The following is a 25,591-nucleotide window of genomic DNA, read 5'->3' on the forward strand; positions in this document are numbered from 1 at the left end:
AGCAAAAATGATAAAAACAATATGGCAGCATTCTACATTGCGATATGCGCTTGTCGGAGCGATAAATACGCTTGTGTCGTGGTGTGTGATGTTTGGACTAATGTTTATTGGCGTGATGCCTGAGATTGCTAATTTTGCGGGCTGGGTTGTTGGGTTTTTGAACTCTTATATCTTGAATAAAAAATTCACCTTTCAATCAAAAAATTCACACACAAAAGATATGGTGCGATTTGGCGTGGCTATGGGGATCGCCTATGGTGTAAATCTACTTACACTTATCATCAGCCACAGAATGCTTGGAATCAATGAATACATTGCTCAAATCATCGCTGCTGTGTCTTATACGATCACAGGCTATATCGTGAGTAAATTCTGGGCTTTCAAACAAGATCCCAAGTAAGATTCTAAGTCGTTAGATTCATAAGAATCTTATGCCCTCACAGACGCAACTTCCCAAAGCTACATACAAATCCCAAAAGGCGCACGAGATTTTGCCATCTAAAGGCATACAGAAGCGAGAGTGCTGTCGCCTTCAAATAAGGCGCGATATCACAATTTTTCTCAAAGCCAAACTCTCGCAAAAATAGCATTGAGTGATAGACCTCACAAAGTGTGTATTGCCTACTTTCAATCATCAATGTCGAAGCGACTTTGCGCTGATAGGCTGAGATAAGCGCAGAATGCGCAGGATATAGAGTTTTTAGATTCTGTGTGATTTGCAAAAGATATGTGATTTGCTGCTGGATTCTATGGAAATTTGCAAGGCTTTTGTCTTTGGTGATAGAGCTTGGATTATCACAATAAAAATATATACATTGCTTGCTGCCGACATAGCTTTGGGCGTGCAGACTTGCTACAAGCACCAAAAGCCCATCTTCTAGCATTAAAAGCCTCTGATTGATAAAGCTTAGATTCTCTAGTGCCTCGCGCAAAATCGATGTTTTGATGATTTTATCACAAAGACCCTGAGTATTATTTCCTGCGCTAAGAAAATAGCGCATTTTATCATGGCTTAAAATGCCTTTATGCACGATTGGCTTAATGCGTTTGAAGCTTTTTGGCATATAGTCAATGCCAAATTGCGCCATATCGGTTTTGTGGTACGTGATGAGAACGTAAGCACTCTGGCATGCATCAAGCGCGAAATAATCATCAGGATCGGCAAACATACAAAACTCCGCTTTTGCTTGGAGTATGCCTGCTTTCCTTGCGCCAAAAGTGCCGAGATTTTTTGGATTTTGGATAATTTTTATTCTTTTGTCTTTGCTCGCGTAATCTTTGGCGATTTGTATAGAATCATCACTTCCACAATCATCAATAATGAGAATCTCAATATCGCGTAATGTTTGATTAATGCACGACTCTAAACATCGCGCGATGTAAGATTCTACATTAAAAGTCGGAATGATGATGGAGATAAGAGGCATTAGGCTGCCTCTTTTAGCATAGGATTAGATATATAAGGATTTTGTGTTTGATTTTTTTGGTAAGTGTGATAGAGGAAAAGCTTAACTATGAGGTAATATTTTGCCCCCCCCCCCCCCGCAAAGATATGCTCTAAAATGATTTGTGTGATTTTTTCGCTTGCTTTACCATCTCCATAAGGATTTTGTGCGCTTGCCATTTTGTTATACGCTTCTTTGTTTTCAAGTAAAAATTTTGTTTGGGTGTAGATGTCATTTGCATTTGTGCCAATGAGTTTTAATGTGCCAGATTCTACGCCCTCTGTTCGCTCGGTTTTTTCTCGTAGCACAAGCACGGGCTTATTGAGGCTTGGTGCTTCTTCTTGTATGCCACCACTATCAGTGAGGATCAAAGTGGCGTGGTTTAGGAGATTATGAAAAGTAAAAACATCAAGCGGAGGGATAACCTTAAGCCTTGTAGAATCTTTTAAGCATTCTTTGATTGTCGTTTGTATAAAAGGATTTGGGTGGATTGGATAGATGACCTTAATATTAGGGACAGAATCTAAAAGCATGGCTATGGCTTTAAAAATATTTTTAAGATTCTCGCCTAGATTCTCTCTTCTATGTGCTGTAAGCACGATAAGCTTATCATTTCCTACCCATTCAAGCAAAGGAGAAGAAAAATCTTTTGAGATCATCGTATGAAGTGCATCTATGGCGGTATTACCCACGACAAAAATAGAATCTGGATTTTTATTTTCTTTTATGAGATTTGCTTTGGCTTGCGCGGTAGGAGCAAAATGTAGTGCTACGCTTAAGGCTATGGCTTGGCGATTGTATTCTTCGGGGAATGGAGCTTGGAGATTATAAGTGCGTAACCCCGCCTCAACATGCGTAAGCGGAATATGATGATAAAAACAGCTAAGAGATGTGGCAAATGCTGATTGGGTATCACCATGGACGCATACCATATTTGGACGCAAAATCTCTAAATATGGCTTTAGGGCAGTAAGAATTGCGATATTGATATATTCAAGGCTCTGGGCTGGCTTTGCGATGTTTAGATTTATGTCGGCTTTGAGACCAAAACGCTCCAAAATTGGTAATGGCATATCTTTATGCTGTCCGCTCAATACGATGAGCGTGTAGATATTTGTGTGTTTTTTGAGCTCTTTTGCAAGCGGAGACATTTTTATGGCTTCTGGTCGCGTGCCAAAGATAAGCATGATAAGCGGTTTGCGTTTGATTTTTGGGCAAAGATTTACATAAAGTTGAGTAAGTTTATCGCCCATAATTTCCCAACCATAACGTTCCATATAAAGTTGCAATCGCTTTTGTTGTTTTTGTTTAGAATCGCCCTCATAGGCTTTATATATGGCTTGAGAGAGATTACTTTGAGAAAATTCAATCACTTCCCCTATATTGTTAGATTCTACAATTTCGCTCATGCCTGTGTTTTTTATCATAATCACTGGCTTTTGAAGCATAAGAGATTCATAAAATTTATTTGGTGCGGCAAAAAAGTGGTTTCTATTTTCTGGCGCATACAATGCCGTCATCACATCACATTGAGCTTCAAGCTCTAAGGTTTGCTCGTATGGAATCTTTCCATAAAAATAAATATTTGGATATTTTGAAGCAAAAGATTGCACTAGCGATTCTAAGATTCCATAACCACCGATATGAAGCTCTAGATTTGTATCATTTGCTACGATTTCTAGCAAATCCTCCAAATACCGCTCTTTTGCAAGCACACCAACATAAGCAATCTTGATAATTTTTGAATGCTTTAAAAGACTTCTGGATTCTGCATTTTGCAAGGTAAAATCGTAGTGTGGCTTAAAAAAATATGGAGCATTGTGGATAACTTCAAGAGTTTTTGGCTTGGCTGGGGCGATTTGGTGAATGCGCTCATCTGAGCAAATAATACACGCATCACTCTTTTCTATCATGAGCGTATCAAGCTTTTTGATAAAGGGCTTTAGCAATCGTGGGACATTATATGAATCCACATAATAATCAAAAATATCATAAATAAGCGTTTTGTTAAAGCATTTAGCAATCAAAAACGCAGGCAAAATCGTATCAAAATCGCAAGCATGGATACAATCAATCTGCTTTCTGTGTCTTAGCAAAAAACACAATGATTGTATTTGGAATCTCAAAAGCGGAAAGAGATTTTTAAGTCCTACGCTGTATTGAGCCTTAATCCCCAATCTATAAATAGTAACAGCATGACTTTTTATGCGTGTGATTTGGGTTGTATTATGGGTATTGTCTCTATCCCAAGCCAAAATTGAAATCTTTGTATGCAACGAGCTAAGAGAAGCGACTTCTTTTTGCACTCGTATGTCAGGATTACATGGATTAGAGCGGATAAAAAGAATACGCAATGGTGTAAGATTTTTTAGATTCTCATTCTCCCAAATGTGATGAGATAGGCTAGAATCCTCACATAAGTTTGCCATTTGCGATGATATTTTAAAGAATCTAGACAAGCGCGTAAATACGAAGGAGCATATTTTAAGCATCTAAATTTGCCCCCCCCCCCCGACACTATCGGCATTATAAGCATTCATATCATCATAGCGATATTCCAAAGCACATACACTTTTAAGAATATTGATTGTTTGCGTTTGGGCGGGTTTGAAATACGCATTAGAGCGTACTTGTGACACAGAATCTAACCTTTGCAATTCAGCAATAATATGCTTTATATCACTTACTTTTTTATCTCGAGTGATCGGATCAGTTTTGCGCGTGATAGAAGAGGCAGAATGACAATACACATACAGCTTATCTTTTATGCCTATACTACTTTTTGCTAAGGCACAAATATAAAAACAATGCAACACATCTTCTGCCATTTTTAAGTGCGTATCTTCGCCCATATGTGCCACGATAATTTCTCGTGCGCTTTTAATGCGCGAAGCTTTATAAAGCTTCGCGCATATGTGCCACGGCGGGGTGGCACAATGGGCGAAAACTCTATGCAACACTTCATCTCCGCGCAAAGTTTGAGTAATCACAGGAGGGCTTACGCGTATAAATGTAGATGGATAAAAACGCATACCAAAATGAACAATATCTACATCATTTTCACGATCATTGTTTGTATTATTTTGACGATATGCTAATACTTGTTGATAAGATTTCTCACAAGCTCTTAAATCCAAATAATCATCAGCATCTAAAAACAATACATATTCTCCATTTGCATACCTAATCCCTTCCATACGCGTCCAAAAAGTGCCGAGATTTTTTGGATTCTGGATAATTTTTATTCTTTTGTCTTTGCTCGCGTAATTTTTGGCGATTTGTATAGAATCATCACTTCCACAATCATCAATAATGAGAATCTCAATATCGCGTAATGTTTGATTAATGCACGACTCTAAACATCGCGCGATGTAAGATTCTGCATTGAAAGTCGGAATGATGATGGAGATAAGCGGTGCGTGCATAAATCCTTAGCCTTGTATTTATTGAGTTGATTTATTGTGAAAGTTAGATTCTACTTTTTAAATACTTTAAAAACACTAAATTGCGTTTGATTTGGCTTTGTATCGACTCTGAATCGCTAAGGATAATTTTTTTGGCAAAATCCGCTTGATAGTGTATTTTATAAACATTATGCAGTATTTAATCCCAAATGAAATGAAGTAAAATCGATTATATTTTTGCCCGATTGCAAGCTCTTCTTTGAAAAATCTCCAACTTGGTGTAGATGAGATCCCATAAGCATTATAAATGCTTATCACAAGCCCACAATCCCAGAATCTCGCGCCATCATTATAAATCTTGGTGAAAAAGTCATTATCCGCGCAGATACGAAAGCGCGTATCAAATTTGTGCTTTTTGAGTAGCTCTGTGCGCACAAATACGCTTTGATGACAAAAAGGCATACGATATTTTGGGTTGGTTTTTGTATCTGGAATCTTAAAATGCGTCTCATCAAGCCAAAATATCGTATTTCCATAAATTGCAGCAATATTTTGCATATTTACCCCCTAAAAATCTAAAAATGCAAGTATAGCACAACTTCATCTATCGCTTCTCATCACTTGCGCTTAATCCAAATGCTTCCACCTGTATTTTTGAGACTCAATGGCAATGCTTTTTGCATTTCTTTAGGATATAAAAAATGCAAACAGGTATTAAAAAACACAATTTCAAATGCAGTATTAAACTCTAAAAATGCTCGCAACATATAAGCTTCATTCCATGATCTTTTTTCTTTTAACCATTCTGCAGGATAGCTAAATGGATAGAAAATATCATGAAAATGTATATGAACTCCACTTTTAAGGCGAGGTAAAATTTCAAAAAATATCTTATTGACATCAGAATTGATTTTGCTAACATGTGTAGAATCTACAAATACAATATCATTAGATTCTAGATTTTCAAACAAACCAAGATCAATTTCTTGCAGACGTTTTTCATAAAGATCAATGCGAGTCAAATCATCAGCATAAAGTAAAGATCGAAGAAGTTTAGGATATGGCTCTATATGTGTGATTGCAATGAGGTTAGATTTGCCCCCCCCCCCCCGCCAAAGAACAAATCATTTACATCATGCATCAAACAAGAGCTAAATCCACTTCCAATTTCAATAATTCGTTTTGGACGAAGATAGCGAATCATAGAATACAAACATATCCCATCACTATGACAATATGATTGGTTATTGAAGTAATAGCGCAAGTCTGATTGCTTTTCTTCACTAAATGGAAGTTCTTTGTAAAAACGCTCAAATATTTGCAGCATTTCAAGTTGCGTATGAAGATTAAGATTAATACCAAGCAAATCGTTTGGATTTGTTTTAAGATTTGCGATGCCCTCATTAATCTCAAAATCATTAGCTATAGGCGAATAAAAATGCCCACTTGGCACAAAATCAATCTGCCCTGCAATTTGTTGAAATTTACGATACAAAGGACGTAGCTTATCTTTTATGTGTGTTTTTATTGTTTTCATTGTAGCTCCTTTAGGTAGTTTTTGCGCCAAAAATCACTCGCGCGCGATTGCGGAATGACTTGGGAATAGCATTGCGGATACACACACGAGGAATGACCCAAAAAATATATTTCAACGCATAAAAAAACGGAAAAAATTTATTGTATTTGTAGCCGATTTTGCAATCCTCTTTAAACATGAGAAATGAAAGATTTGAAGAGATTCCCTCGACATTAAAGCTCGCTATGATGATCTCAAAATGCTTAAATATCGCGCCATTATTGTAAGCTTTGGCAAAAAAATCCGTATCTCCGGCGATTTTAAAGCTTGTGTCGTATTTGTGATGCTTCATCAAAGCAGAATCTATAAAAGCACTTTGATGTATAAAATGATGTCGGTATTTGTGTGATGTCGTCGTGGAGCGCAGAATCTTGAAATGCTTAGGGCTATAAACAATAAAACTATCGCCATAAATAATACTAGCTGCCCCCCCCCCACTAATATAAGCATTATAAGCACTAAAAAGCTGTGATATAGAATCATTTGCATAGAATCTATCGCCACTATTCATAAAGTTGCACCACTCCCCGCTTGCAAGATCTATACCCTTATTCATAGCATCATAGATTCCGCTATCTTTTTGGCTCAAAAACTTAAAGGTGATTGTTTTTTGGGGCTCTTGCGTGTGAGATGCTTTAGCGATGGAGGGTGCTTGCGAAGAAGTTTGCAAAGAAAATGTTTGTTGATGAAGTATTTGTTGATGGGTTTGCTGATGAGGCGTTTGCGTATAGAGTGCCTCGATATAGAGCCTAGAATCTGTCTGCTCTTTTTTCTTTATGGTAGCGCATGAGGAGATTTTGGATTCTATAAGCTCTTTTGTGCCATCGCTACTTGCGCCATCGATGAGTATGTATTCTATGCTTGGATAGTCTTGAGAAATCACAGAATCCATTGTCTGCGCGATATTTGTGATGTCATTATATACGATAGTAACGATAGACACAAGCGGAAAGTGCATAGATTTTTTGCCTTTTTGGTTGATTATTTAGATATTTGTAGGCGTGGATTTTACTTACTTGGTGCTTTAAAAGAGCTAAATTATGGCTGAAAAAGCAGAATCTAGAATTAAACCCAACCCATCGTCATTGCGAGGACGACAGGACGAAGCAAAAGAGAATCTAAATTGTTTTTATTGTCATTCTGAAGGGGTGAAAGCGACTGAAGAATCTAGAAATTTAAACGATGCAAGTATAGATTCTTCGCTCGTTACACTCACTCAAGTAATGACGAAGTAGAGTGTCATTCTGAACCTTTAGACAAAAAATCCAGAGAGTGCAAACCAGAATCTACTTTGAGATTCTAGATTCCACAATCATCCCTCCACACATCCCTCAAATATATATTTATGCTCTTGTGGTAATGCTTCAAATATAGCTTTAGCTAATTCTTGAATCTCCCATAAAGCGTGTTTGCTTGTACGTAATTCTAAAAAATTTTGCAAACTTCTTGCATTAATAGTCCAGCTTAATTCTGTAAGATAACATTCAGGCATAGCATATTTAGCATAATCGATTGGTATATCAGAATCTTTTACTAATGCTTGCAAATTCTGTAAAGCTATGAGATTTGCATTATCAATCTTATCAATCCCTGTAAGCTTTATAAATACACTTGCATCTTGTAATGTTTGTATCTTAACTTTTTTTAATTCATTGAGTGTGTATCGGCTAGATTTGACACTATAACTTGCTATCCTATGTCTTGCTAGCTCTTGCAAACAAGCTCTTGATATACCTTTGATATAAAAAGAATACACAAGATGCTCTAATGTAGATTTGTGTTTATTGATATTCCCAACTCTATCAATAAGCTCTTTGTCTTTATATCCACCATTATCACTTTTACTGAAGCTTTGCCAGCAAGTGCGTATTGCATTCGAGCAAATATGAAGCGGGGTATAATGAAGTAGTGTTATTTGCATTAGGTTTCCTTTTTTAAAAGATTGAGATAAATTGTGTTATAAGGTATCAAAAGTTTTCATACCTGCTGATTTGCCTATTGTGAGTTGTGCTTGGACTTGGTGGATTTTGTTTTCTCTGATGAGTGTTTTGATAGCAGGTGTAGCAAGCAAAAGCTCAAAATCCACAACGCGCTTAGAATCCTTGATACAAAGTCTTTGGGCAAGAATGCCAAGCAAACATGATGCAAGCTGTTCGAGTATATCTTGGTTTTTCATACAGATCCTCTCAATCGTGCTAACACAATCGCTAGAATGTGTCGTGCTAATGACTAAATGCCCTGTTTGTGCTGCCAAAATAGCAGCCTTAATAGATTCTGCATCGCGAAGCTCACCGATAGAAATAATATCTGGATCTTGGCGCAGGCTTGAGAGAATCGCTGTGTGGAAATTCTGCGTATCTGTATGAATCTGCCGATACGAAAAAATACTTTTGGCATTTGTGTGGATAAACTCGATAGGATCTTGAATGCAAATAATATGTTTTTGCTGGGTTTGATTAATCATCTCTAAAATTGAGGCGATTGTCGTTGATTTGCCCGCTCCTGTGGCACCACTAACCAAAATCAAGCCACTTTTTTGAGTCGCTATTTTTACAAAGCCTTGCGGAATCCGCAAAGATTCTGGGCTTGGGATCTGCTGTGGCAAAATCCTAAAACTCGCGCAAATTTTACCCAAACTCTTGTAAAAACAAGCGCGCAAACGAACATTTTTGACCCCCAAATCGCTAGCCTCCAAATCGCCAACCTCTATACTTACATCATCTTCCATACCTTTTGCAAGCTTTTGTTTTGTCTCCTCACTCAAAAGTGATTCCAAAAGCGACCCAACAATCGATGTGGGAGCATCTTCTCCAGAATCTAAAACCTCAATCCTATCCAAAATACGCAACGAAACTTCATTATCAATGATATGTATATCACTTGCTTGAAGCAAAATGGCTTTGGCGACAATATCTTGAAATGCCTTATTAGCGCGTTGCATTAGATTCCTTTGAGTGTTATTTCTTTGGTTTGGCGCAGGATTTGAGATGTGCGCTTATTTTGTGCTTCAACATACAAAAACGCTTGCTTGCCAACGATCTCAAATCCGCCCACATAGCCACCACCAAAGTCAAAACGACCTGTGAGGCTAGCGTGTGGCTTTTGCTTTGTGGCATAAATGCGTGCTATTTTATCAAGGCTTTGAATATGAAGCAAGGATTGAAAATGAATATGTGAATTGGCTATGCGATCAAGCTTAATGCCGTCATTTTGCCGCAATGAGCTGACAAAATAAGAAATCAAAACAAGCAAAAAAAGCGCGTAAATTAACGCATAAGCCCTAGATGTCATGAAGCCAACCTACACGCTTAAAGCATGATTTTTTGGAGGATTCTAACGCACAAAGCGTTATGCTAAAGGTTTGTGTATCAAGCAATCGAGCATCAAAATCTAAAACCTCATCACACAAAAGCATATTATCAAGCCACAAAGAATTATTTATGAGCCTAAAAGTATGCCCTGCAAAACTCAAAGTAGAATCCAAAAAAACAAACTGATTTTCTTTGCTAAGATACTGCGCGATAACATCAAGGGCGTTGTGGATTTTGAGATCTGTTAGGGTTTGTTTGGTTTTAGCAAGGTGATGTGTCTGCAAGCTCAAAGAAGTCCTTGATAGCACAACTACAAGCAATGACAAAACCAAAATCCCTATCAGAAATTCTGCAAAAATAAATGCTCTTGATTGCGCCCTAAACCATTTCATTTTTTATCACAATCTTTTGGCTCAAAAAACTTCAATGTCTCATCACCATATCTTCCCTCAATCATCTCTCCCTCACAAAATTCGCCATTAAGCCCTGCTATTGTGGCTTGGTGAGCGTTGGTTAGGGTTTTGAGATTGAGAATAAAATCCTCTTGGGCGGTGTTTTGGTTTGGAAGAGAAAATATCTGCTTATTTTGGCTAGTCGCATAAAAATGCGCAAAAACTCCAAATGCCACGCCAACTAACAAAATCGCAAACACAACCTCCAGAATCAAAAAGGCTTTTTTAGATTTCACGCTATGCTCCATTTTTACTTTATATTTGGCTCTAGATTCTGCCTGCGATACTTGATTCTAGATTCTGGTCTAGATTCTGCGTAGTGTCTTTTTGGATCGCAAAAAATTCTTTTTCTAAAACGATTGTTTTGTCTTTGTAAGTAATTTGCAATGAAACAATCCACCGCCCCTCAGCTTCTAGCTCAAATGAAGGACTCAAAAATAAATCATCTTTTAGCAATGCAAAATCCCCGATATGAATCTGCTCGCCGTCTTTTTCGGGCTTGCTTGAAGTGAATGAATTATCATTTGGATTAAAAATAAAAATCTCTTGCTTTGGAGATTGTCCGATTTTTTGGATAAATCCAGTGATTTTCAAATCCTTGACATCTCCATCAATTGGCTTAGCAAGAAGTTGCAGGGTATTGAGTGATTTTGTGAGTAAAATATTTGGCGAATCGTTTTTGGGCTTGCCTTTGTAAGGTGGTCTCAAATATGGTGAATAAAGTCGCAATACATTATCTTGGGTTGGCGTGATATTGGCTTGGATATAAAAATTAAAATGCTCTTGGATATATTTTGTGTCCGCTAGCATTGTATTGATCGCAGAATCCGTATCGTTATGATTCAAAAAAAATGGTCGATCATCAGATACTGGGTGTTTCACTGAGATTCTAATAGATATGGCAATAAGCACAATTCCTAATACAATGACACTCAAAATCCCATAGGGCCATAAATTTCTTTCTTTTTTGCGACTCATTTATTATCCTTTGAATTTTCTAGGAATATACACCAAAACAAAAAGCCCGATAAGCACAAACAGCATGATATACATGATAACTCGAACAAAATTCCTCACGCCCTGCTCATCTGTCTCAAAATCATTATGCTCAAGCTTAATGTGGTAGTGCTTGGCTATTCTACTTGCAATTTCTGAATAGCCATTCAACAAAACAGCAGAAATCCGCTCAGGTGTCAAATCTGCCTCTTTTTCCGGCAAAAGAGGTGCCATATAATCAAAATAAATCTGATCTAATGTCTTAAAATCTAAAAAACTTTGCAAATCCTGACTGCTTACAAGCTCGATTTTATGCTCTTGCAAAAATAAAAATACAACAATATATGGCTCTTTTAGGGTTTGCAAAACTTTTTGTTCGTATTGTTTTCTTGACTCTTTTGTAGGATATGCAGACGGAATAGAAACTTCATCAATTACATCAATATAGATTCTCACGCCTGTTTTGTCAAACACTTCTTTTGAAAGTGTTTGGACAAATGCTTGTGATTTTGGGACGAGTATATGTTTGGAATTTCCAAAAATATATGTCTGCTCGCCCCCAAATACTACTCCAGCCCACAATAAAAGCCAAAATAATACTCTCAAAACATAAACCTATATGAGATGCAAAAAACCATCAGGAATAAATGCTATGGCTATGGAGATGATAAATAATATAACAAGCAATAATGCTAATAATTTTTCAACCGCAGTAAACATAGTCTCTCCTTTATTTTGCATCTTGATAAAACTTTTTATTATCAACGCTCTTAGATTCTATGTTTTGAGAATCTTTGATTTGATAATAATTTGTTGAGTTTGACTTCTGCACATCAGCTGCAACAATGCCAAAACCAATAGCCAAACCAACAACCAAAAGCACCGCAACCAAAAAGCCCAAAAGCCCATTGATACCAAACAATCCGTTCATTTTTTCTCCTTTAGTCTTGAGCGCGAAGTGAGTGAATATAAGCAGCCAATGCATCAATTTGCACATCATTGAAATTCACATAATTAAATGAAGGCATTTGCCCGATGAATCCCTTTTTACCACCATCTAAAACTCGTTTCACAAAATCATGACTTCCATAAGTTGTCAAATCTGGTGCAAAACCTTCGATTCCTTGTCCATCACCCTTACCACTTACTCCATGGCAAGTAGAGCAGACATTATCATATACGATTTTTCCAGCTTCGACATCAGATTCTGTATATTTTGTCGCTTTATCAGGTGAAAAAGTTTTCATCACATACGCAGCGACTTGTTTGGCTTCTTCTTGTGTAGCGACAAGTCCCGCAGACATCTCTCCAGCCATATAATTTAGCCCCACGCTTCCATGATTAATCACATCAATGATTCCTTCTTCTTTGCCCCATCGTCTTAGATTCTGCGCTTTGCCATCGATTCCTTCGGCATTGATACCATGGCATTGAGAGCATTGCACAAGGAAAATCCCCTCGCCCATAGATATTTTATCTGATTGACTAAGCCCGCTCCATTCTTTCTCAAAACGTTCATTGTAGGCTTTCTTTTCGTCATTGTATTGTCCAATTTGAGAAAAGCTATTAAGCGGAAAGCCAAAAAAGATATACCAAACTCCCCAAAATATCAAGACAATAAATGATAAAAGCCAACCAATTGGAATATTATTTTTAAATTCCCTAATCCCGTCCCATTCATGATCAGTAAGCTCTCCATCTGCTTTTGCTTCTTTCATTTTTTTGAAATAAAAACCTACGACATAAATGGTTATTAACAAAATTAATGTCGCAGCAACCAATACGATTTGATTGATGCTATCACTTAACCAGTTCATTACTTCACTCCTTTTGTTTGTTTGATTCTAGGTTCGATAAGCTCGTCATTTAAATCATCATTCACAGCCAACTCGCCATATTTTTCATAGTCTCTCGTCCCATTTTTTTGCTTTCTATACATAGAAATAGCATAGGAATAAAGAAACACAACTAACAACACTGTTATTATAAAATAAGCACTCGCTCGTATGATTTCTAAAGTTTCTGCACTCATAGCTTATCCTTGATTATCCTAATTTATTTGACATCTGTGCGTCTATTCTGTCCCAAGCTATTAAGATACGCGATTAAGGCAACAATCTCAGGCACATCTCCCTTTGCAAATGCGTCTTTAATCTCTTGCCCTTTCATATCATTAACAACTGCTTGCGCCTCGTCCATAAAGATTTTCTTTGCTTCTTCCGCGCTATTTCCGATTGAAACACCGCCTTCTGTATTATATGGCACTCCAAATACTTTCATTTGCGTTACTGCTTCAGCATACGCCGTTTCAAAATCAGTATTTTTTGTATAAAGGTGCTTATAAGCTGGCATGATAGAATCTGGCACTACACTTGTAGGATCATACATATGATTTTCATGCCAATCTGTTGAGCTTTTATCACCTATCCTATGAAGATCGGGTCCTGTTCTTTTTGAACCCCAAAGGAATGGGCGATCATAAGCGTATTCGCCACTTAAGCTTGACATACCATAACGATCTGTTTCAGGCTGAAATGGACGAATCAACTGAGAGTGGCAATTATAGCAACCCTCTTTGATATACACTTGTCTTCCTGCTGTTTCTAAAAGACTATAGGGTTTAAGCCCTTCGATTGGTCGAGAAGATTTCGCAAAATCCGGTAGAATCTCAACCAACCCAGCGATAGAAAACACAACCAAAAACGCCACCGTAAAAAAGAAAGGATTTTTTTCTAACCAACTAAACATCATTTACTCCTTATGCAGCCATAGGCGAGGCAGATTTTGGCTCACTCTCAAGTTGTTTTGATGCAGTGATTGTCATCACAACATTGTAGATAAACATAATAAAGCCAATTAGATAGAGAGTTCCGCCGATTGCCCGAATGAGATAATATGGGAATAGCACACGCACAGTGTCGATAAATGGATGAGTGAGGTTACCCCATTGATCAAAATCTCTCCACATCATACCTTGTGTGATACCTGAAATCCACATACTTGAGAAATAGAACACAATGCCTATTGTCATAATCCAGAATTGAATATCCATGATTTTTTTAGAATAAATTTCTCTTTTATACATTCTTGGCAACATATGATAACAAGCCGCGATGATAGTAAATCCTACCCAGCCAAGCACACCATCATGGACATGTCCGATGATCCAGTCTGTAAAGTGTGCAAGCGCATTCACTGATTTGATAGATTGGATAGGTCCTTCAAGTGTTGAGAGCATATAGAATGTAGAAGCCAGAATCAAGAATTTAATCAATGGAGATTCTTTAAGTTGCTGCCATTGTCCTCTCATTGTCAAAAGCATATTGACAGCAGTCCCCCAAGAAGGCAAAATCAAAATAACAGAAAAAACTGAACCCAAAGTCTGAACCCAATCAGGCACAGTCGAATAAATCACATGGTGTCCGCCAGCCCAAATATAGACAAACATCAAACTCCAAAAAGAAAAAAGCGTGAGTTTATATGAGAAGATATTTTGTCCTGATTCTTTTGGTAAAAAGTAATAAATCACCCCAATGACTCCAGAAGTGAATACAAATGCAACCGCATTATGTCCCCACCACCATTGCACAAGCGCGTCATTACTTCCAGCATAAAGAGAAATAGAATGCCATAAGCTTCCAGTTCCAGCGACTAAATATGTAGGTATAGCAAGGTTATTGAAGATATACAAAACAGAAATTGCTGTGAATGTCGCGATAAAATACCACAACGAAATGTAAATTACATTTTCTCGCCTCACACCCATAGATCCAAACAAGCTCACACCCCACAATACCCATACAACAACAACAAGTAAGTCAAGGGGCCAGATGAGTTCAGCGTATTCTTTTGATTGTGTAAGTCCTGCAAAAAGTGTAACCACAGCCAAAAGCATAAGCACGATATACACCCAAAAATGCAACAACCCAATAAACTTCAAAAAAGGATGCTGATGATAAGTGATTTTTAGCACTCTTTGCCCAAGGTAATACCAAGCAGCCCAAATACCGCTTAAAGTAAATCCATAGATAATCCCATTTGTGTGTAATGGTCGCAATCTTCCAAAAATACCATATTCACTTGCAATATAATTCAAATCTGGAAAAGCCAACTGAAAAGCCAATACCACGCCAATAAACATTCCGATAAATCCGAATGCTAATGTCGAGTATAAAAATAATTTTGCAATAGAATAATCATATTCTAAGGTCATATTGTTTTGCATATTCTCTCCTTATCTTAAAATAAAATAGCAAACTCTTTATTGTAGCTTTTTTTTTCTGTTTGAATCTTAAAAATTCTTTTATTTTATATAAATATTAACTATTGATTAATTTTTTAAAATCAACCCAAAGTCGCGAAACATTAAGTATTTTTGTGTATTTTGGACATAAAACTATTTTCTCACTTATTGATTGCATCACAAAATACAAATGACACTTATCAATCTCACAGAATCTAAAGCTATTTAGATTCTAACATTGTCAAAAACTTCTTATAACTCTCCCAAGATTCTATAATCTGCGGACAAGTTGCTTCCAAATGCAGAATCTGACTCTCTATTGCTTTTGCTAAATCAAATGCTATTTTGGGATTTTCACATAAAGTAGCAATAAATTTTTCTAAAGTAACTCGATTGTCTATATAAATTTTAGTTTTATCATATAGAATCCGTATTTGAGAATCTATCAATTGAAATAACTCATTATGTAATTCATCTGGAAAATGCCTTGAAGTCGTAGAGATAAAGAGTTTGCGATTTGGGAAAAGCGGGTGAGTATAATCTTTTTTGATATATAAGCGTTTATCTCTTGCATGATAAAAAGGAAACGCATCGCTTGAGCTAAAATGCCCCTCAAAAACACTTACAAAAACTTTATAACCATTTATTGTAAGCTTAAGAGGCATAACTCGCGTTAGCCAGTCGTTAATACGCATATTAAAATCTTGATTTTTTGGAAGAGCAAACCCAAGAAAAGAAGCTATTTTCTCCATACCACCTAAAGCAGATTCTCCGACTAGCTCTTTCATATCAATATAGAGCATTTCTTTTACAAATGGTTTAATTTGCTTATAATTAGTATAAAAAGCAATAGTTGTTGCATAGGGCGTTACACTTCTTTCTCTAATCTCTTTTAGACTTGCAAGAATATACGCTGATGTATTTTGACATTTTGTATTGTAATTCAAAGCAGAGATAAGCAAATCTATAGGATCGCGCACAAGGCAAATGGCTGGCACTTTATATGTAAGGTGAGTTTGTATCCATTGTGGTTTTTTGGGAGTAGCGCCATCAAGTGTGATACCCCAAGTGGCATAATCACTATTAAGTAATAATTCAGTTTTAATAGCCAGCGAAAAATCAGTAGCTACTTCATCACGCAAAGCATGCATACTAATAGGTAAAATCCCCCCCCCCCCCGACAACATGGGTATTGCGGGCAATATTATCTGCCTTTAGATTCTGCGGATTGCTATGCAAAAGTGAGATAAAATAAAGTAGCGAGTGGAATCCAGCCCCATGAGTTCCGAGCGTAATAAATGAGTAAGTTTGAGGAATACGCAATTGGCATACTCGTGAAAGTGGCGTAAGAAAAACTTTTATATATATCTTTGCAAGAAAAAATTTAAATCCGTAACAACTGATAAAATCCATACATCTTTCATATTTTCTTTGTATAAAAGACAACATTTGCCTTCCTTTGAGTGAGATAAAACACAATTATAGCCATTTAAGCCATGATTTTAAATCATAAAATGTAAATTTATATCTTTAAACAAATCGGTGGGCACGGACAATTGTTTTATGTCGTTATTAATTATTGTTTATGTTATTGCAGATTCTATTACAAGTTTTGAGGTAAATTTTGCAAACTTTGATATAGGCTTTGATTAAGCTTTGATATAGCTACCGCACGCTTTAAAAGCGCGCGATAATCCTACTTCAGCTTCTCACTCACAATATCCACGATATTATCCCCCACCATTACGGCGATTTTTTCCATATATTCTGCCGGAGAGGTGAAGCCCACGCATGAGCAGTTGATTTCACCCAGCACATATTTATCCTTGCCATTTTTGTCGGTATCAAGGATAAAGTCCGCCGTCCAAATCAGCGGCAGGTCGTAGTTGCCAAGCTTCTCTCTTATGCCCGGTAACTGAACCAAAAACCAATCAATAAGCCCCTGCCAGTCTTTTGGCTCATCATAGCGATATTTCGCCCCGCTAAAGAGTGTGGCAGAAAACGCATCGCCACCTTCCGCTGGCTTTTTATGCACGACATACACCGGCGTTTTATACAGCATTAAGATTCTGATCTCGCCCTCTTTTATGCGCGGCAAGAAAGTCATATCCACAAGCATTCCATTATCGCCCACGATATACTGCTCGCAGAAGTCCATAAACTCGCCAAGCCGGCGCTCCTCAGTGTGATTGTCTTTTGCCTCAGTGCAGATGATTTTCGTATCAAGCGGCAGGCTTGCGCTCTTGCCATATTCACTCGCAGATTCTAATCGCACGCGCCAAATGCCTTCTCCCGTGGAACCGCGATTTTGCTTCAGCACGCGCTCGCCCTTAGCTAGGCTTTTAGGAAATGTCTCCTTAAAAGTCTTGATATCATAATACGCGTAAGTGTCATCAGGCACAAGATCCGTGCTTGCGAGCTTTGTGAGGGCGTCTTTGGCGCCATAGCCTATCATCGCATCAGGGTGCGGCATACCCACAAGCCCCGCATCGCAGAGCTTTCGCAAGACTTCAAAGTAGAGCTTCTCCTCTTTGAGATTGCCCGGATTCACCCGCGAGACATAGCCATCTGCGCTACTTTTGACATGCTCAAAGATTTTATTGCGCTCAGCCTCATCGCGTAGAATCTCATCGGTGAAAAACACCACTTCCGCATTCCAGCCCTTGGCTTTGAGCGCATTTACCATTGGCATTGTGTCTTTTCTATGCCCATCAGCGCCCTTATCGCTTCCTCCTCTTGCCTCAAAAAACACGATGTTTTTCTTCATTATTACTCCTTTTTGTGTAGATATTTTACATAGTATAAAAGATTTTATTAAAAGGGCTTTGATTTTTATATTTTTGTTAGATTTTGTTAGAAGTAGTTACAAAATAATACTTTAAAATTAAAGAATCCATAAAACATCTCAAAGCAAAATATCTCACAAACACAGAGATTACTTAAGAATAACTTCAGTTATGTTTTTTTATGATTCCGTGGTTTTTTACTTTATGAATACAAAATATCAAATTACTAGAAGGGAGTATCTATGTATTACAGTAGTGGAAATTTTGAAGCATTTGCGCGCCCTAAGAAGCCAAAAGATATAGAATCCAAAAAAGCCTATCTTGTAGGAAGCGGGCTTGCTTCTTTGAGTGCGGCAGCATTTCTAGTGCGCGATGCGCAGATGCAGGGCAAAAATATTCATATTTTAGAAGAGCTAAATATCGCAGGCGGGGCTTGTGATGGGCTTGAAATGCCAGAGAAAGGCTTTGTAATCCGCGGTGGAAGAGAGATGGAAAATCACTTTGAGTGCTTATGGGATCTTTTTTCTTCGATTCCTTCACTTGAGAGCGAGGGAGTTTCTGTGCTTGATGAATTTTATTGGCTTAATAAAGAAGATCCAAATTTCTCACTTATGCGTGCTACACAAAACCGCGGGCAAAGTGCACACACAGATGGCAAATTTACCCTCTCGCCTAAAGCCTCGCTTGAGCTTATCAAACTCTTTTTTACCAAAGATAGCGATTTGTATGACAAAACCATAGATGATGTCTTTGATGAAGAATTTTATAAGTCAAATTTTTGGCTGTATTGGCAGACTATGTTTGCTTTTGAAAAATGGCATAGCGCACTTGAGATGAAGCTCTATATCCAAAGATTTATCCACCACATAGGTGGTTTGCCTGATTTCTCCGCATTGAAATTTACTAAATATAACCAATACGAATCCCTAATCCAACCGCTTGTAAGCTATCTGCAATCACATGGCGTAGTCTTTGAGTATGGCGTGCGCGTGAAAAATGTGCATTTTGAATTCTCACAAGACAAAAAGATCGCAAAGCGCATTGAGCTTATACGCGATGGCAAGGAAGATTCTATCGCACTTACTCCAAACGACTTAGTCTTTGTAACAAATGGTAGCTGCACAGAAAGCTCTGCGCTTGGAGATAATACACACGCACCAAAGCTTAGCGTCAATAATGGCGAGGGTGGCTGCTGGGAGCTGTGGCGCAATATCGCTACACAAGATAAAGCCTTTGGAAATCCTGCGAAATTCTGCTCTAATATCAAAGCGACAAATTGGGAATCTGCGACTATCACCCTGCTTGATGATAAAATCACGCCTTATTTACAAAAAATCTGCAAGCGAGACCCTCATAGTGGCAAAGTCGTAACAGGTGGAATTATTACAATTAAAGATTCTTCATGGCTTATGAGCTATACATTTAACCGCCAACCGCATTTTAAAAAGCAGCCTAAAAATCAGCTTGTGGGCTGGATTTATGGGCTTTATACTGATAGAGAGGGGGATTATATCAAAAAGCCTATGAAAGAGTGCAGTGGGCAAGAAATCGCCCAAGAGTGGCTCTATCACCTAGGTGTAGAGGAGGATAAAATCGCAGAGCTTGTCAAAAGCACAAACACTATTCCTTGCCTTATGCCTTATATCACCGCATTTTTTATGCCAAGAAAAAGCGGAGATAGACCAAAAGTAGTGCCTGATGGTTGTATAAATTTTGCTTTTATCGGGCAGTTTAGCGATACAATCCGCGACACCGTTTTTACCACAGAGTATTCTGTGCGCACAGCCATGGAAGCGGTTTATACGCTTTGTGAAGTGGATAGAGGCGTGCCTGAAGTCTTTAACTCATGCTATGATATCCGTTGCTTACTAGAAGCGACTTCAAAGCTACTTGATGGCAAGAAAATTACAGATATAGATATGTCTTTTATGGAAAAAATCGGGCTTAACTTGGTGATTAAAAAACTCAAAGGCACATTTTTTGAGGAATTTTTACACAGATACAAACTTATCTAAAAACTCAAAAATAGACTCACTCAAAACTAGAATCTATGTCATTTTCGTCATTGCAAGGCGCGAAGCAACGAAGCAAAAGAGAATCTAGATTTGCCCTACAACTAGATTCCAGTAGAATCTAGATTCTATGCAAATACAAGCGAGCGTAAAGAAATCCTCTATTTTTAGGCAGATTTTAGGGTTGTGTAGAAATTTTAGGCAAGCAAAAACACAAAAAAGTGTAACATAAGCGTTCATTGTAGGTTTGCAGGCTAAAAATTTCAAAATCCCTGAAAGATGCAAAAAAGAGAGGATTTAGATTCTATATGTAAAATGGGTTCTAGATTCTAGTATTATTGCAAACAACTATCTAAGAAAATGCAATCACCAAAAAAGCCCAATTTTTCACTTAGCTTTTATCTCTGAAGACAAATGTTTCAAAACTCTCCCTAAAACTTTCTTTATTTTTTTGTTTGAAAAACTCAAGCCCTGAAATCTCCACATGAAGATTTGATCTCTCAAGTCTAGCTTTATGTGTAAGGCTTAGCAAAAACTCCTCTTTCCATTTGTCATTAAGCTCTAAATGCTCGCCCTTTGGCTCGATTAAACACTGCGTTATTATAAACTCATCATTTTTTCTTTTGCCCAAAAAATAAAAATCAGGCTCAAATCTATCCGCATAATGCTCATTTACCTCGCCATTTGCTAAATACTCTCTATCATCATACACCGCAAATTCAGCCATTCTTTCATTACGCACCACAAGCCATTCTTTAAAATGCTTATTGATTAAAGCCTTGTTTTGCTCGATAAAGTCTAAAAATTCACTCTCCAAACTTGAGCCTACAAATTTTTCATACACAAACCATTCATATTTTGCGCCATTTTCTTGGCTTATTTTATCTTTTGCCTCCCTGTAAATTTCTCTATCTTTAAGATAACTTTCAAGCTTTTTTGCCTCCCAAGAGCCTAGAGTGTAACTATCTTCAAATTTCAAGCTTGTATCTTTAAAAGCCTCGCACACAAAAAGAGCAATTTTAAGCTGTGCTTGAGGGCTGTTTAGATTTTGTTTTTTGTGTATTTTTGCTAAAGTATTTTGCAAGAAATTCCGCACAAATTCCCGTCTTGAGTCTATTTTAAAGATTTTTGCTAGGTTTTCAAAATGATAAAACTCGCCTAAAATATTCATTGCCTTTAAAAACACCTTTTCATTTATATTTTTAAGCTCAAAGTCTTTATGTGTGTGCTCATCATAGTCTTGCTCTTTTTCTAGCTCGCTTAAAAACTCCCACTCCTTTATACCCTTTGCCTCAAAAAGCGGAATTTCAAGCCTTGCAAGCCTTTCTTTTAAGCCTTCATTTATCTTGTCATTAAAAAGAGTTTTGCCCTGCTTGCGCCTTGAATTTGTCGCAAAAATTGCCTCTTTGTAAAAGCTTTTGTTTTTGATCGCTTCTTTTATCTTAAGCACGATTTTTTCTTTTTCATTTTCTGCTGGCAAACCTATTGTGTCAAGTTCTTTACTCAATCTTAAGATATATTCATTTTCACTTGCTGCGTGATAGCTTAGCCTTTCAAGGGCTTTTAGCGACGTGCTTTCATCATCAAATTTACGTTTAAAGCTCTCTTCATAGCCTTGTATTGTAAAAGGAAAATACCTCGCACCCCTACCTATAAGTTGAGCTTCTTTGGTGCTTTCGTTTATATTGCCTGTGTTAAGACGCACTATATCAAAAAGATTTAGCACGTCCCAGCCCTCATTGAGCTTATCTACTGCAAAGATAACGCGTATTTCATTATCTTTATCCTCTAAAGAATTAAGTTTAAGCTGATATTCATTTGCTTCTTTGCTGTCATTGACATTGAGTATAAAATGCTCGCTAAAATTAAGCTTTATAATCTCACAAAGCTTTGTTTCATCTATATTTAAGCCCTTAAAAAATTCTAAAGCCTCATCAAAAAGCGTTTTTTCTTTTTCATTTTGCGTGTAAGCCTTGAAAAAATCTTGCACTTTTTTTGCGCTCAAGTTTTTCACAAATTCCTTAAATTCAAGCTCATTGTCTTTGGATTCTTTTATAGTCTTGCTTTTATATAGCACCACAGGTTTTAAAAACACCCCATTTTCTTTTGCTAAATACTGCCTATAAAGACTTGCTATCATAGAGCCTAAAAAGCGCTCCTCTTTTTCAAGCCCTGCGTATTTTAAAAGAAAGATTTTCTTACTGAATCTATCGGTATAAAATTCTTTTAGGGCATATTCAAAGATGATTTTATCTTGGTATTTGCTTTGCACAGCGCTATCTTTTGGTAAGGTAGCTGAAAATTCAAGCATTATATTTTCTTTGTGTGCTTTAAAAGCCTTATTCATCATACCTTCCCAACCCTCTTTATCTTCTTGTTCGCTTGTGCTAAGCTTTTTCTTAGTATCTGCGTTTAAGTGGTGCGCCTCGTCCGCTAAAAAGACAAATTTCCGTCCCTTTAAATCCTCCAAAGTAAAAGCGTTTTCTCTTTCGTTTGTAAAAAGGCTGTAAAGCCCTTGAATAGTGTTAAAATAGACATTTATGGCGCCTTTTTTGCTTTCGCTTAAATTTTCTATTAAGTTAATCTCCACTTGTTTTTCATTTATGATGATAGGGCTTTTAAAAAGGTATTTACTTGAATATTTATCAGCAAAATTCGCCTTAGTTTTTTCCAATATAGAATTAGTATTTACAAAGAAAATAAAATCTCTATATCCCCTTTTATAGCAATCAAGTATCAAAGCAGCCATTATCAGCGTTTTCCCACTGCCCGTTGCCATATTAAACATTAAGTGATTTTGTTTTATAGAATCTACATTAGCATAATAATATTTCAGTGCTTTTTCTTGATAGATTCTTAGCTCTTTAGATAAATTTTCTTTGATATACAAAGGTATCTCTATATCTTCCAGCCCTCTTTTTCCAAACTCTTCTAGTAAAATCTCATATAGCTTTTTTTTATTAGACATTATCATCACCATAAAATATTTTATTAAGCTTTATAACTTCGCTAGATATTGCATAATCCTTATCTTCTATATCCCCATATAACACATAGTCCATATTAGAATCTAAAATGCTTAATAAAACTTCTTTTTTCTCTTGTAAATCTAATTCTTTAAACTCTCTATCTTTTAAAATACTATCTAAATCTATACGATAATCCAAAAAAGCCTTAGATTCTAAATCTTTGTAAATAGAATCTAGCATTTTTTCATCATTTATATTTTTTATTCTCTCTTTATATATTGCATTTAAAGGCATAAGCTCTGCATAGATAAAGCCTCCACCCCCTTGCCAATCTACCGCTTTACTAATCCCTCCTTGCTCCCCGCTCACCACCTTTTTAAGCCGCTCTTTTGTGATAGATTCTATATAGTCCATTTGCTCTATGCCTATCCACCGCCTTTTCATTTTGTGCGCTACTGCTAGCGTTGTGCCGCTTCCAGCAAAAAAGTCCATTACTAAATCGTTTTCTTGCGTGGATATTTCTATAATGCGTTTTAAAAGTGCTTCGGGTTTTTTGCCAGCATTTAATTGAACTCCGCCTTCTTGCCTACAATTTCCAAAGGCATCTTCAAATTCAAGATAATTAGAAATTGATTTTTCTTTTAATGAAACTCCATTTTTTAATTCCGCAACTCTATCAAGTGGCACACCAGAATAAAATTTTCCCTTTGTAGCATTTTCTTTTTTTGGACCTGTAAAAAACCTATATCCCAACCCATCTTCGCCTACATCATAAACCTTATATAAAACTTCTAATCCGTCTTCGCCAACCCTACTTGAAATATAATTATTAAATATTTTACCAGAAGCATTGTTTCTTAATACCGTGCCAGTAGCCCAAGTTTCTTTAAGTGCTTTTATTGATGGATTAACTTTACTTATTGTGTAACTATTTTTATAAAAAATTTCCACTCTTTTATTACCAAAATATGTTTCTTTATCGCATTCTTTTAACAATTCTATATTCCAGCAAAAAGAATCTAATGAATACTGCTCTTTATCTTTAATAGGTTGATAATTGTTTTTCTTATAACATAAAATGGTTTCTATCATTTTTTGATAATTGTTTTTTTCAGTAAGAGTTTTTCCCTCATATCTAACTTTTACAAAAAAACAGGTTTCAAAGTTATTTCCCCCCCCCCCCCCCCCCGTTAAATATCTCATCGCATAGCACTTTTAAATAAGCCTGTTCGTTGTCATCGCATTGTATAAATATCACGCCATCATCTCTTAAAAACTCCCTTGCAATTTCAAGGCGGTTTTTCATAAAAGTAAGCCAAGTGGAGTGATTGAAGTTGTCATTATAGTTGAAGCTATCATTACCTGTATTATAAGGTGGGTCAATGTATATGAGCTTTACTTTATTTGCAAACTTCTTTTTTAAAGAGTGCAGGGCTAAAAGGTTGTTGCCTTTTATTAAGAGATTAGCATTGTTAAGATTTTCTTTTAAATCCCCTATAAGCTCAAAATTTTGCAAAGCTTTTGGAGAAAATAAAATATCAATCTCACTTCTAGCCAACACTTCATTAAAAAATATTTCCTTGCTCTTTTGCTCATCTTTGCTTTGTGCGCCCTTTAAAACGCAGTCTTTAAAGGGGAAGTTTAGCACGACTTTATCATCTTTTTTGATAAAAGTTTCATGTGTGCTTAAGCCTATTTTGTTGCTAAATTTTGTATAGCTTGCATTTAAAAGCCTTAAATTCAAAAAGCTTAAAAATTCCTCTTTTTTAAAGATAAAAGCTGAATTTAGGGCTGTGAAAAATCTTTGCTTGAAACTCTCATTCGAGAGTAAAAACTCAAGGAGTTTGTCATCATCTTGTGAAGCAAGGTTCATAAGCTCTAAATTCGAGCCAAATTCCTTTTCTAAAAGTTTGAGTAAATCTAAATCTTGCATAATTCTCCTTTTATGTATATATGGTATTGAGTTATAATCTTTGGATTCTAAGAATCCTATTATAAATCACTCTATACCGCCAAATCCTATATCGCTAGGTTCGATTGATTCTAAGCAAACCACAATTCGCTCTTTTGCCTTGCCGTATTTGGTGGAGAGTAGCTCGGTAATGTCGGCGATTAGTTGCTCTTTTTGTGCTTTGTCTAACTCTGGCTTGGCTAATTTTATCGTTACAAGTGGCATTTTGCGTCCTTTGTGTTTTTTGTGTTTAAGGTTAAAATGTGCGGATTATATCTAAAAAAATAGGTGTGTTTTATTTATCGTATTGTGACATTTTTGTAAATATTTTTCAATGTTTTATCAAAAAACAATTAAAACTTATTATTTTTTAAGTTTATATAAATAATGAAACATTAAAATCTTTGTGTTTGTTACAAACGAAAATTTTATTTTTAAGGAGACAT

At 36.6% G+C, this 25,591-nt stretch carries 27 protein-coding genes and 1 pseudogene; 3 read left to right on the forward strand and 25 right to left on the reverse strand.

Annotated features, from left to right (window positions below; genetic code table 11):
• Positions 1-7: 7 nt before the first annotated feature.
• Complete coding sequence (locus DY109_RS09350) at positions 8-400, forward strand: GtrA family protein (RefSeq protein WP_023948606.1); 393 nt, start codon at positions 8-10, stop codon at positions 398-400.
• 37 nt (positions 401-437) lie between these two features.
• On the opposite strand, the gene DY109_RS09355 is transcribed toward DY109_RS09350, so the two are convergent.
• The 7 genes from DY109_RS09355 to DY109_RS09385 all read right to left on the reverse strand — a co-directional run bounded on the left by DY109_RS09355 (position 438) and on the right by DY109_RS09385 (position 7,383).
• Positions 438-1,427 (reverse strand): glycosyltransferase family 2 protein, encoded by a 990-nt coding sequence (locus tag DY109_RS09355; RefSeq protein ID WP_023948607.1) that lies wholly within the window; start codon positions 1,425-1,427, stop codon positions 438-440.
• Positions 1,427-3,874 carry a non-hydrolyzing UDP-N-acetylglucosamine 2-epimerase gene (wecB, locus tag DY109_RS09360; RefSeq protein WP_181894629.1) on the reverse strand — a complete coding sequence of 816 codons (2,448 nt, stop codon included), beginning with the start codon at positions 3,872-3,874 and terminating at the stop codon, positions 1,427-1,429. The genes DY109_RS09355 and wecB overlap by 1 nt, the downstream gene beginning before the upstream one ends.
• A gap of 63 nt (positions 3,875-3,937) precedes the next feature.
• A complete protein-coding gene (locus DY109_RS12395; RefSeq protein WP_115737848.1) occupies positions 3,938-4,870 on the reverse strand; it encodes a glycosyltransferase family 2 protein in 933 nt (310 codons plus the stop codon).
• 75 nt (positions 4,871-4,945) lie between these two features.
• Complete coding sequence (locus DY109_RS09370; protein ID WP_023948610.1) at positions 4,946-5,407, reverse strand: glycosyltransferase family protein; 462 nt, start codon at positions 5,405-5,407, stop codon at positions 4,946-4,948.
• A 59-nt stretch (positions 5,408-5,466) separates the two neighbouring features.
• Positions 5,467-5,871: a class I SAM-dependent methyltransferase gene (locus DY109_RS09375; RefSeq protein WP_244916667.1), complete on the reverse strand. Its 405-nt coding sequence runs from the start codon at positions 5,869-5,871 to the stop codon at positions 5,467-5,469.
• 44 nt (positions 5,872-5,915) lie between these two features.
• Positions 5,916-6,386 carry a hypothetical protein gene (locus DY109_RS09380; RefSeq protein ID WP_112058849.1) on the reverse strand — a complete coding sequence of 157 codons (471 nt, stop codon included), beginning with the start codon at positions 6,384-6,386 and terminating at the stop codon, positions 5,916-5,918.
• Positions 6,387-6,396: 10 nt separating this feature from the next.
• Complete coding sequence (locus DY109_RS09385) at positions 6,397-7,383, reverse strand: glycosyltransferase (RefSeq protein ID WP_115737849.1); 987 nt, start codon at positions 7,381-7,383, stop codon at positions 6,397-6,399.
• Positions 7,384-7,465: 82 nt separating this feature from the next.
• On the opposite strand from DY109_RS09385, the gene DY109_RS09390 reads away from it, so the two are divergent.
• Positions 7,466-7,660 (forward strand): hypothetical protein, encoded by a 195-nt coding sequence (locus DY109_RS09390; protein WP_023948613.1) that lies wholly within the window; start codon positions 7,466-7,468, stop codon positions 7,658-7,660.
• Positions 7,661-7,737: 77 nt separating this feature from the next.
• Here the strand turns inward: DY109_RS09390 and thyX are convergent, their stop codons facing one another.
• The 15 genes from thyX to DY109_RS09465 all read right to left on the reverse strand — a co-directional run bounded on the left by thyX (position 7,738) and on the right by DY109_RS09465 (position 18,194).
• Positions 7,738-8,346, reverse strand: coding sequence for an FAD-dependent thymidylate synthase (gene thyX, locus DY109_RS09395; protein WP_023948614.1), 609 nt, complete (start codon positions 8,344-8,346; stop codon positions 7,738-7,740).
• A 36-nt stretch (positions 8,347-8,382) separates the two neighbouring features.
• Positions 8,383-9,366 (reverse strand): type IV pilus twitching motility protein PilT, encoded by a 984-nt coding sequence (locus DY109_RS09400; RefSeq protein WP_023948615.1) that lies wholly within the window; start codon positions 9,364-9,366, stop codon positions 8,383-8,385.
• A complete protein-coding gene (locus tag DY109_RS09405; RefSeq protein WP_023948616.1) occupies positions 9,366-9,716 on the reverse strand; it encodes a hypothetical protein in 351 nt (116 codons plus the stop codon). Before DY109_RS09405 ends, DY109_RS09400 begins: the two co-directional genes overlap by 1 nt.
• Positions 9,706-10,128 (reverse strand): hypothetical protein, encoded by a 423-nt coding sequence (locus DY109_RS09410; RefSeq protein WP_023948617.1) that lies wholly within the window; start codon positions 10,126-10,128, stop codon positions 9,706-9,708. The genes DY109_RS09405 and DY109_RS09410 overlap by 11 nt, the downstream gene beginning before the upstream one ends.
• Positions 10,125-10,424, reverse strand: coding sequence for a hypothetical protein (locus DY109_RS09415; RefSeq protein ID WP_023948618.1), 300 nt, complete (start codon positions 10,422-10,424; stop codon positions 10,125-10,127). The genes DY109_RS09410 and DY109_RS09415 overlap by 4 nt, the downstream gene beginning before the upstream one ends.
• Positions 10,425-10,455: 31 nt before the next feature.
• The gene (locus DY109_RS09420) at positions 10,456-11,166 is read right to left on the reverse strand and encodes a hypothetical protein (RefSeq protein ID WP_023948619.1); all 711 of its coding nucleotides are present in this window, start codon (positions 11,164-11,166) and stop codon (positions 10,456-10,458) included.
• Positions 11,167-11,169: 3 nt separating this feature from the next.
• Entirely contained in the window at positions 11,170-11,790 is a 621-nt protein-coding gene (locus tag DY109_RS09425) for a hypothetical protein (protein WP_034549838.1), read from the reverse strand.
• A gap of 124 nt (positions 11,791-11,914) precedes the next feature.
• Positions 11,915-12,115, reverse strand: a complete 201-nt coding sequence (locus tag DY109_RS09430; protein ID WP_023948622.1) for a DUF4006 family protein — start codon at positions 12,113-12,115, stop codon at positions 11,915-11,917.
• A 10-nt stretch (positions 12,116-12,125) separates the two neighbouring features.
• Positions 12,126-13,001, reverse strand: a complete 876-nt coding sequence (gene ccoP / locus DY109_RS09435; protein WP_023948623.1) for a cytochrome-c oxidase, cbb3-type subunit III — start codon at positions 12,999-13,001, stop codon at positions 12,126-12,128.
• Positions 13,001-13,216, reverse strand: a complete 216-nt coding sequence (locus tag DY109_RS09440) for a cytochrome c oxidase, cbb3-type, CcoQ subunit (protein ID WP_034549841.1) — start codon at positions 13,214-13,216, stop codon at positions 13,001-13,003. The genes ccoP and DY109_RS09440 overlap by 1 nt, the downstream gene beginning before the upstream one ends.
• A 23-nt stretch (positions 13,217-13,239) precedes the next feature.
• Complete coding sequence (ccoO, locus tag DY109_RS09445) at positions 13,240-13,932, reverse strand: cytochrome-c oxidase, cbb3-type subunit II (RefSeq protein WP_023948625.1); 693 nt, start codon at positions 13,930-13,932, stop codon at positions 13,240-13,242.
• A gap of 10 nt (positions 13,933-13,942) precedes the next feature.
• Positions 13,943-15,409: a cytochrome-c oxidase, cbb3-type subunit I gene (gene ccoN, locus DY109_RS09450; protein WP_023948626.1), complete on the reverse strand. Its 1,467-nt coding sequence runs from the start codon at positions 15,407-15,409 to the stop codon at positions 13,943-13,945.
• A gap of 239 nt (positions 15,410-15,648) precedes the next feature.
• Positions 15,649-16,629 carry a DUF2972 domain-containing protein gene (locus tag DY109_RS09455; RefSeq protein ID WP_147291189.1) on the reverse strand — a complete coding sequence of 327 codons (981 nt, stop codon included), beginning with the start codon at positions 16,627-16,629 and terminating at the stop codon, positions 15,649-15,651.
• Complete coding sequence (locus DY109_RS09460; RefSeq protein WP_034549843.1) at positions 16,580-16,876, reverse strand: hypothetical protein; 297 nt, start codon at positions 16,874-16,876, stop codon at positions 16,580-16,582. The genes DY109_RS09455 and DY109_RS09460 overlap by 50 nt, the downstream gene beginning before the upstream one ends.
• A 247-nt stretch (positions 16,877-17,123) precedes the next feature.
• Complete coding sequence (locus tag DY109_RS09465; RefSeq protein WP_023948629.1) at positions 17,124-18,194, reverse strand: Cj0069 family protein; 1,071 nt, start codon at positions 18,192-18,194, stop codon at positions 17,124-17,126.
• Positions 18,195-18,455: 261 nt separating this feature from the next.
• Here DY109_RS09465 and DY109_RS09470 point away from each other — a divergent pair, with 261 nt between their 5' ends.
• Positions 18,456-20,228, forward strand: coding sequence for an oleate hydratase (locus tag DY109_RS09470; RefSeq protein ID WP_023948630.1), 1,773 nt, complete (start codon positions 18,456-18,458; stop codon positions 20,226-20,228).
• Positions 20,229-20,616: 388 nt separating this feature from the next.
• Here the strand turns inward: DY109_RS09470 and DY109_RS09475 are convergent, their stop codons facing one another.
• The 3 genes and pseudogenes from DY109_RS09475 to DY109_RS09485 form a co-directional block, all read right to left on the reverse strand.
• Complete coding sequence (locus DY109_RS09475) at positions 20,617-23,193, reverse strand: DEAD/DEAH box helicase family protein (RefSeq protein WP_023948633.1); 2,577 nt, start codon at positions 23,191-23,193, stop codon at positions 20,617-20,619.
• Positions 23,186-25,127, reverse strand: a pseudogene (locus tag DY109_RS12630) (DNA methyltransferase). Before DY109_RS12630 ends, DY109_RS09475 begins: the two are co-directional and overlap by 8 nt.
• 66 nt (positions 25,128-25,193) lie before the next feature.
• Positions 25,194-25,370 (reverse strand): tautomerase family protein, encoded by a 177-nt coding sequence (locus tag DY109_RS09485; RefSeq protein WP_023948636.1) that lies wholly within the window; start codon positions 25,368-25,370, stop codon positions 25,194-25,196.
• Positions 25,371-25,591: the final 221 nt, after the last annotated feature.

The sequence above is a fragment of the Helicobacter fennelliae genome (assembly GCF_900451005.1).
Classification (GTDB): Bacteria; Campylobacterota; Campylobacteria; order Campylobacterales; family Helicobacteraceae; genus Helicobacter_B; species Helicobacter_B fennelliae.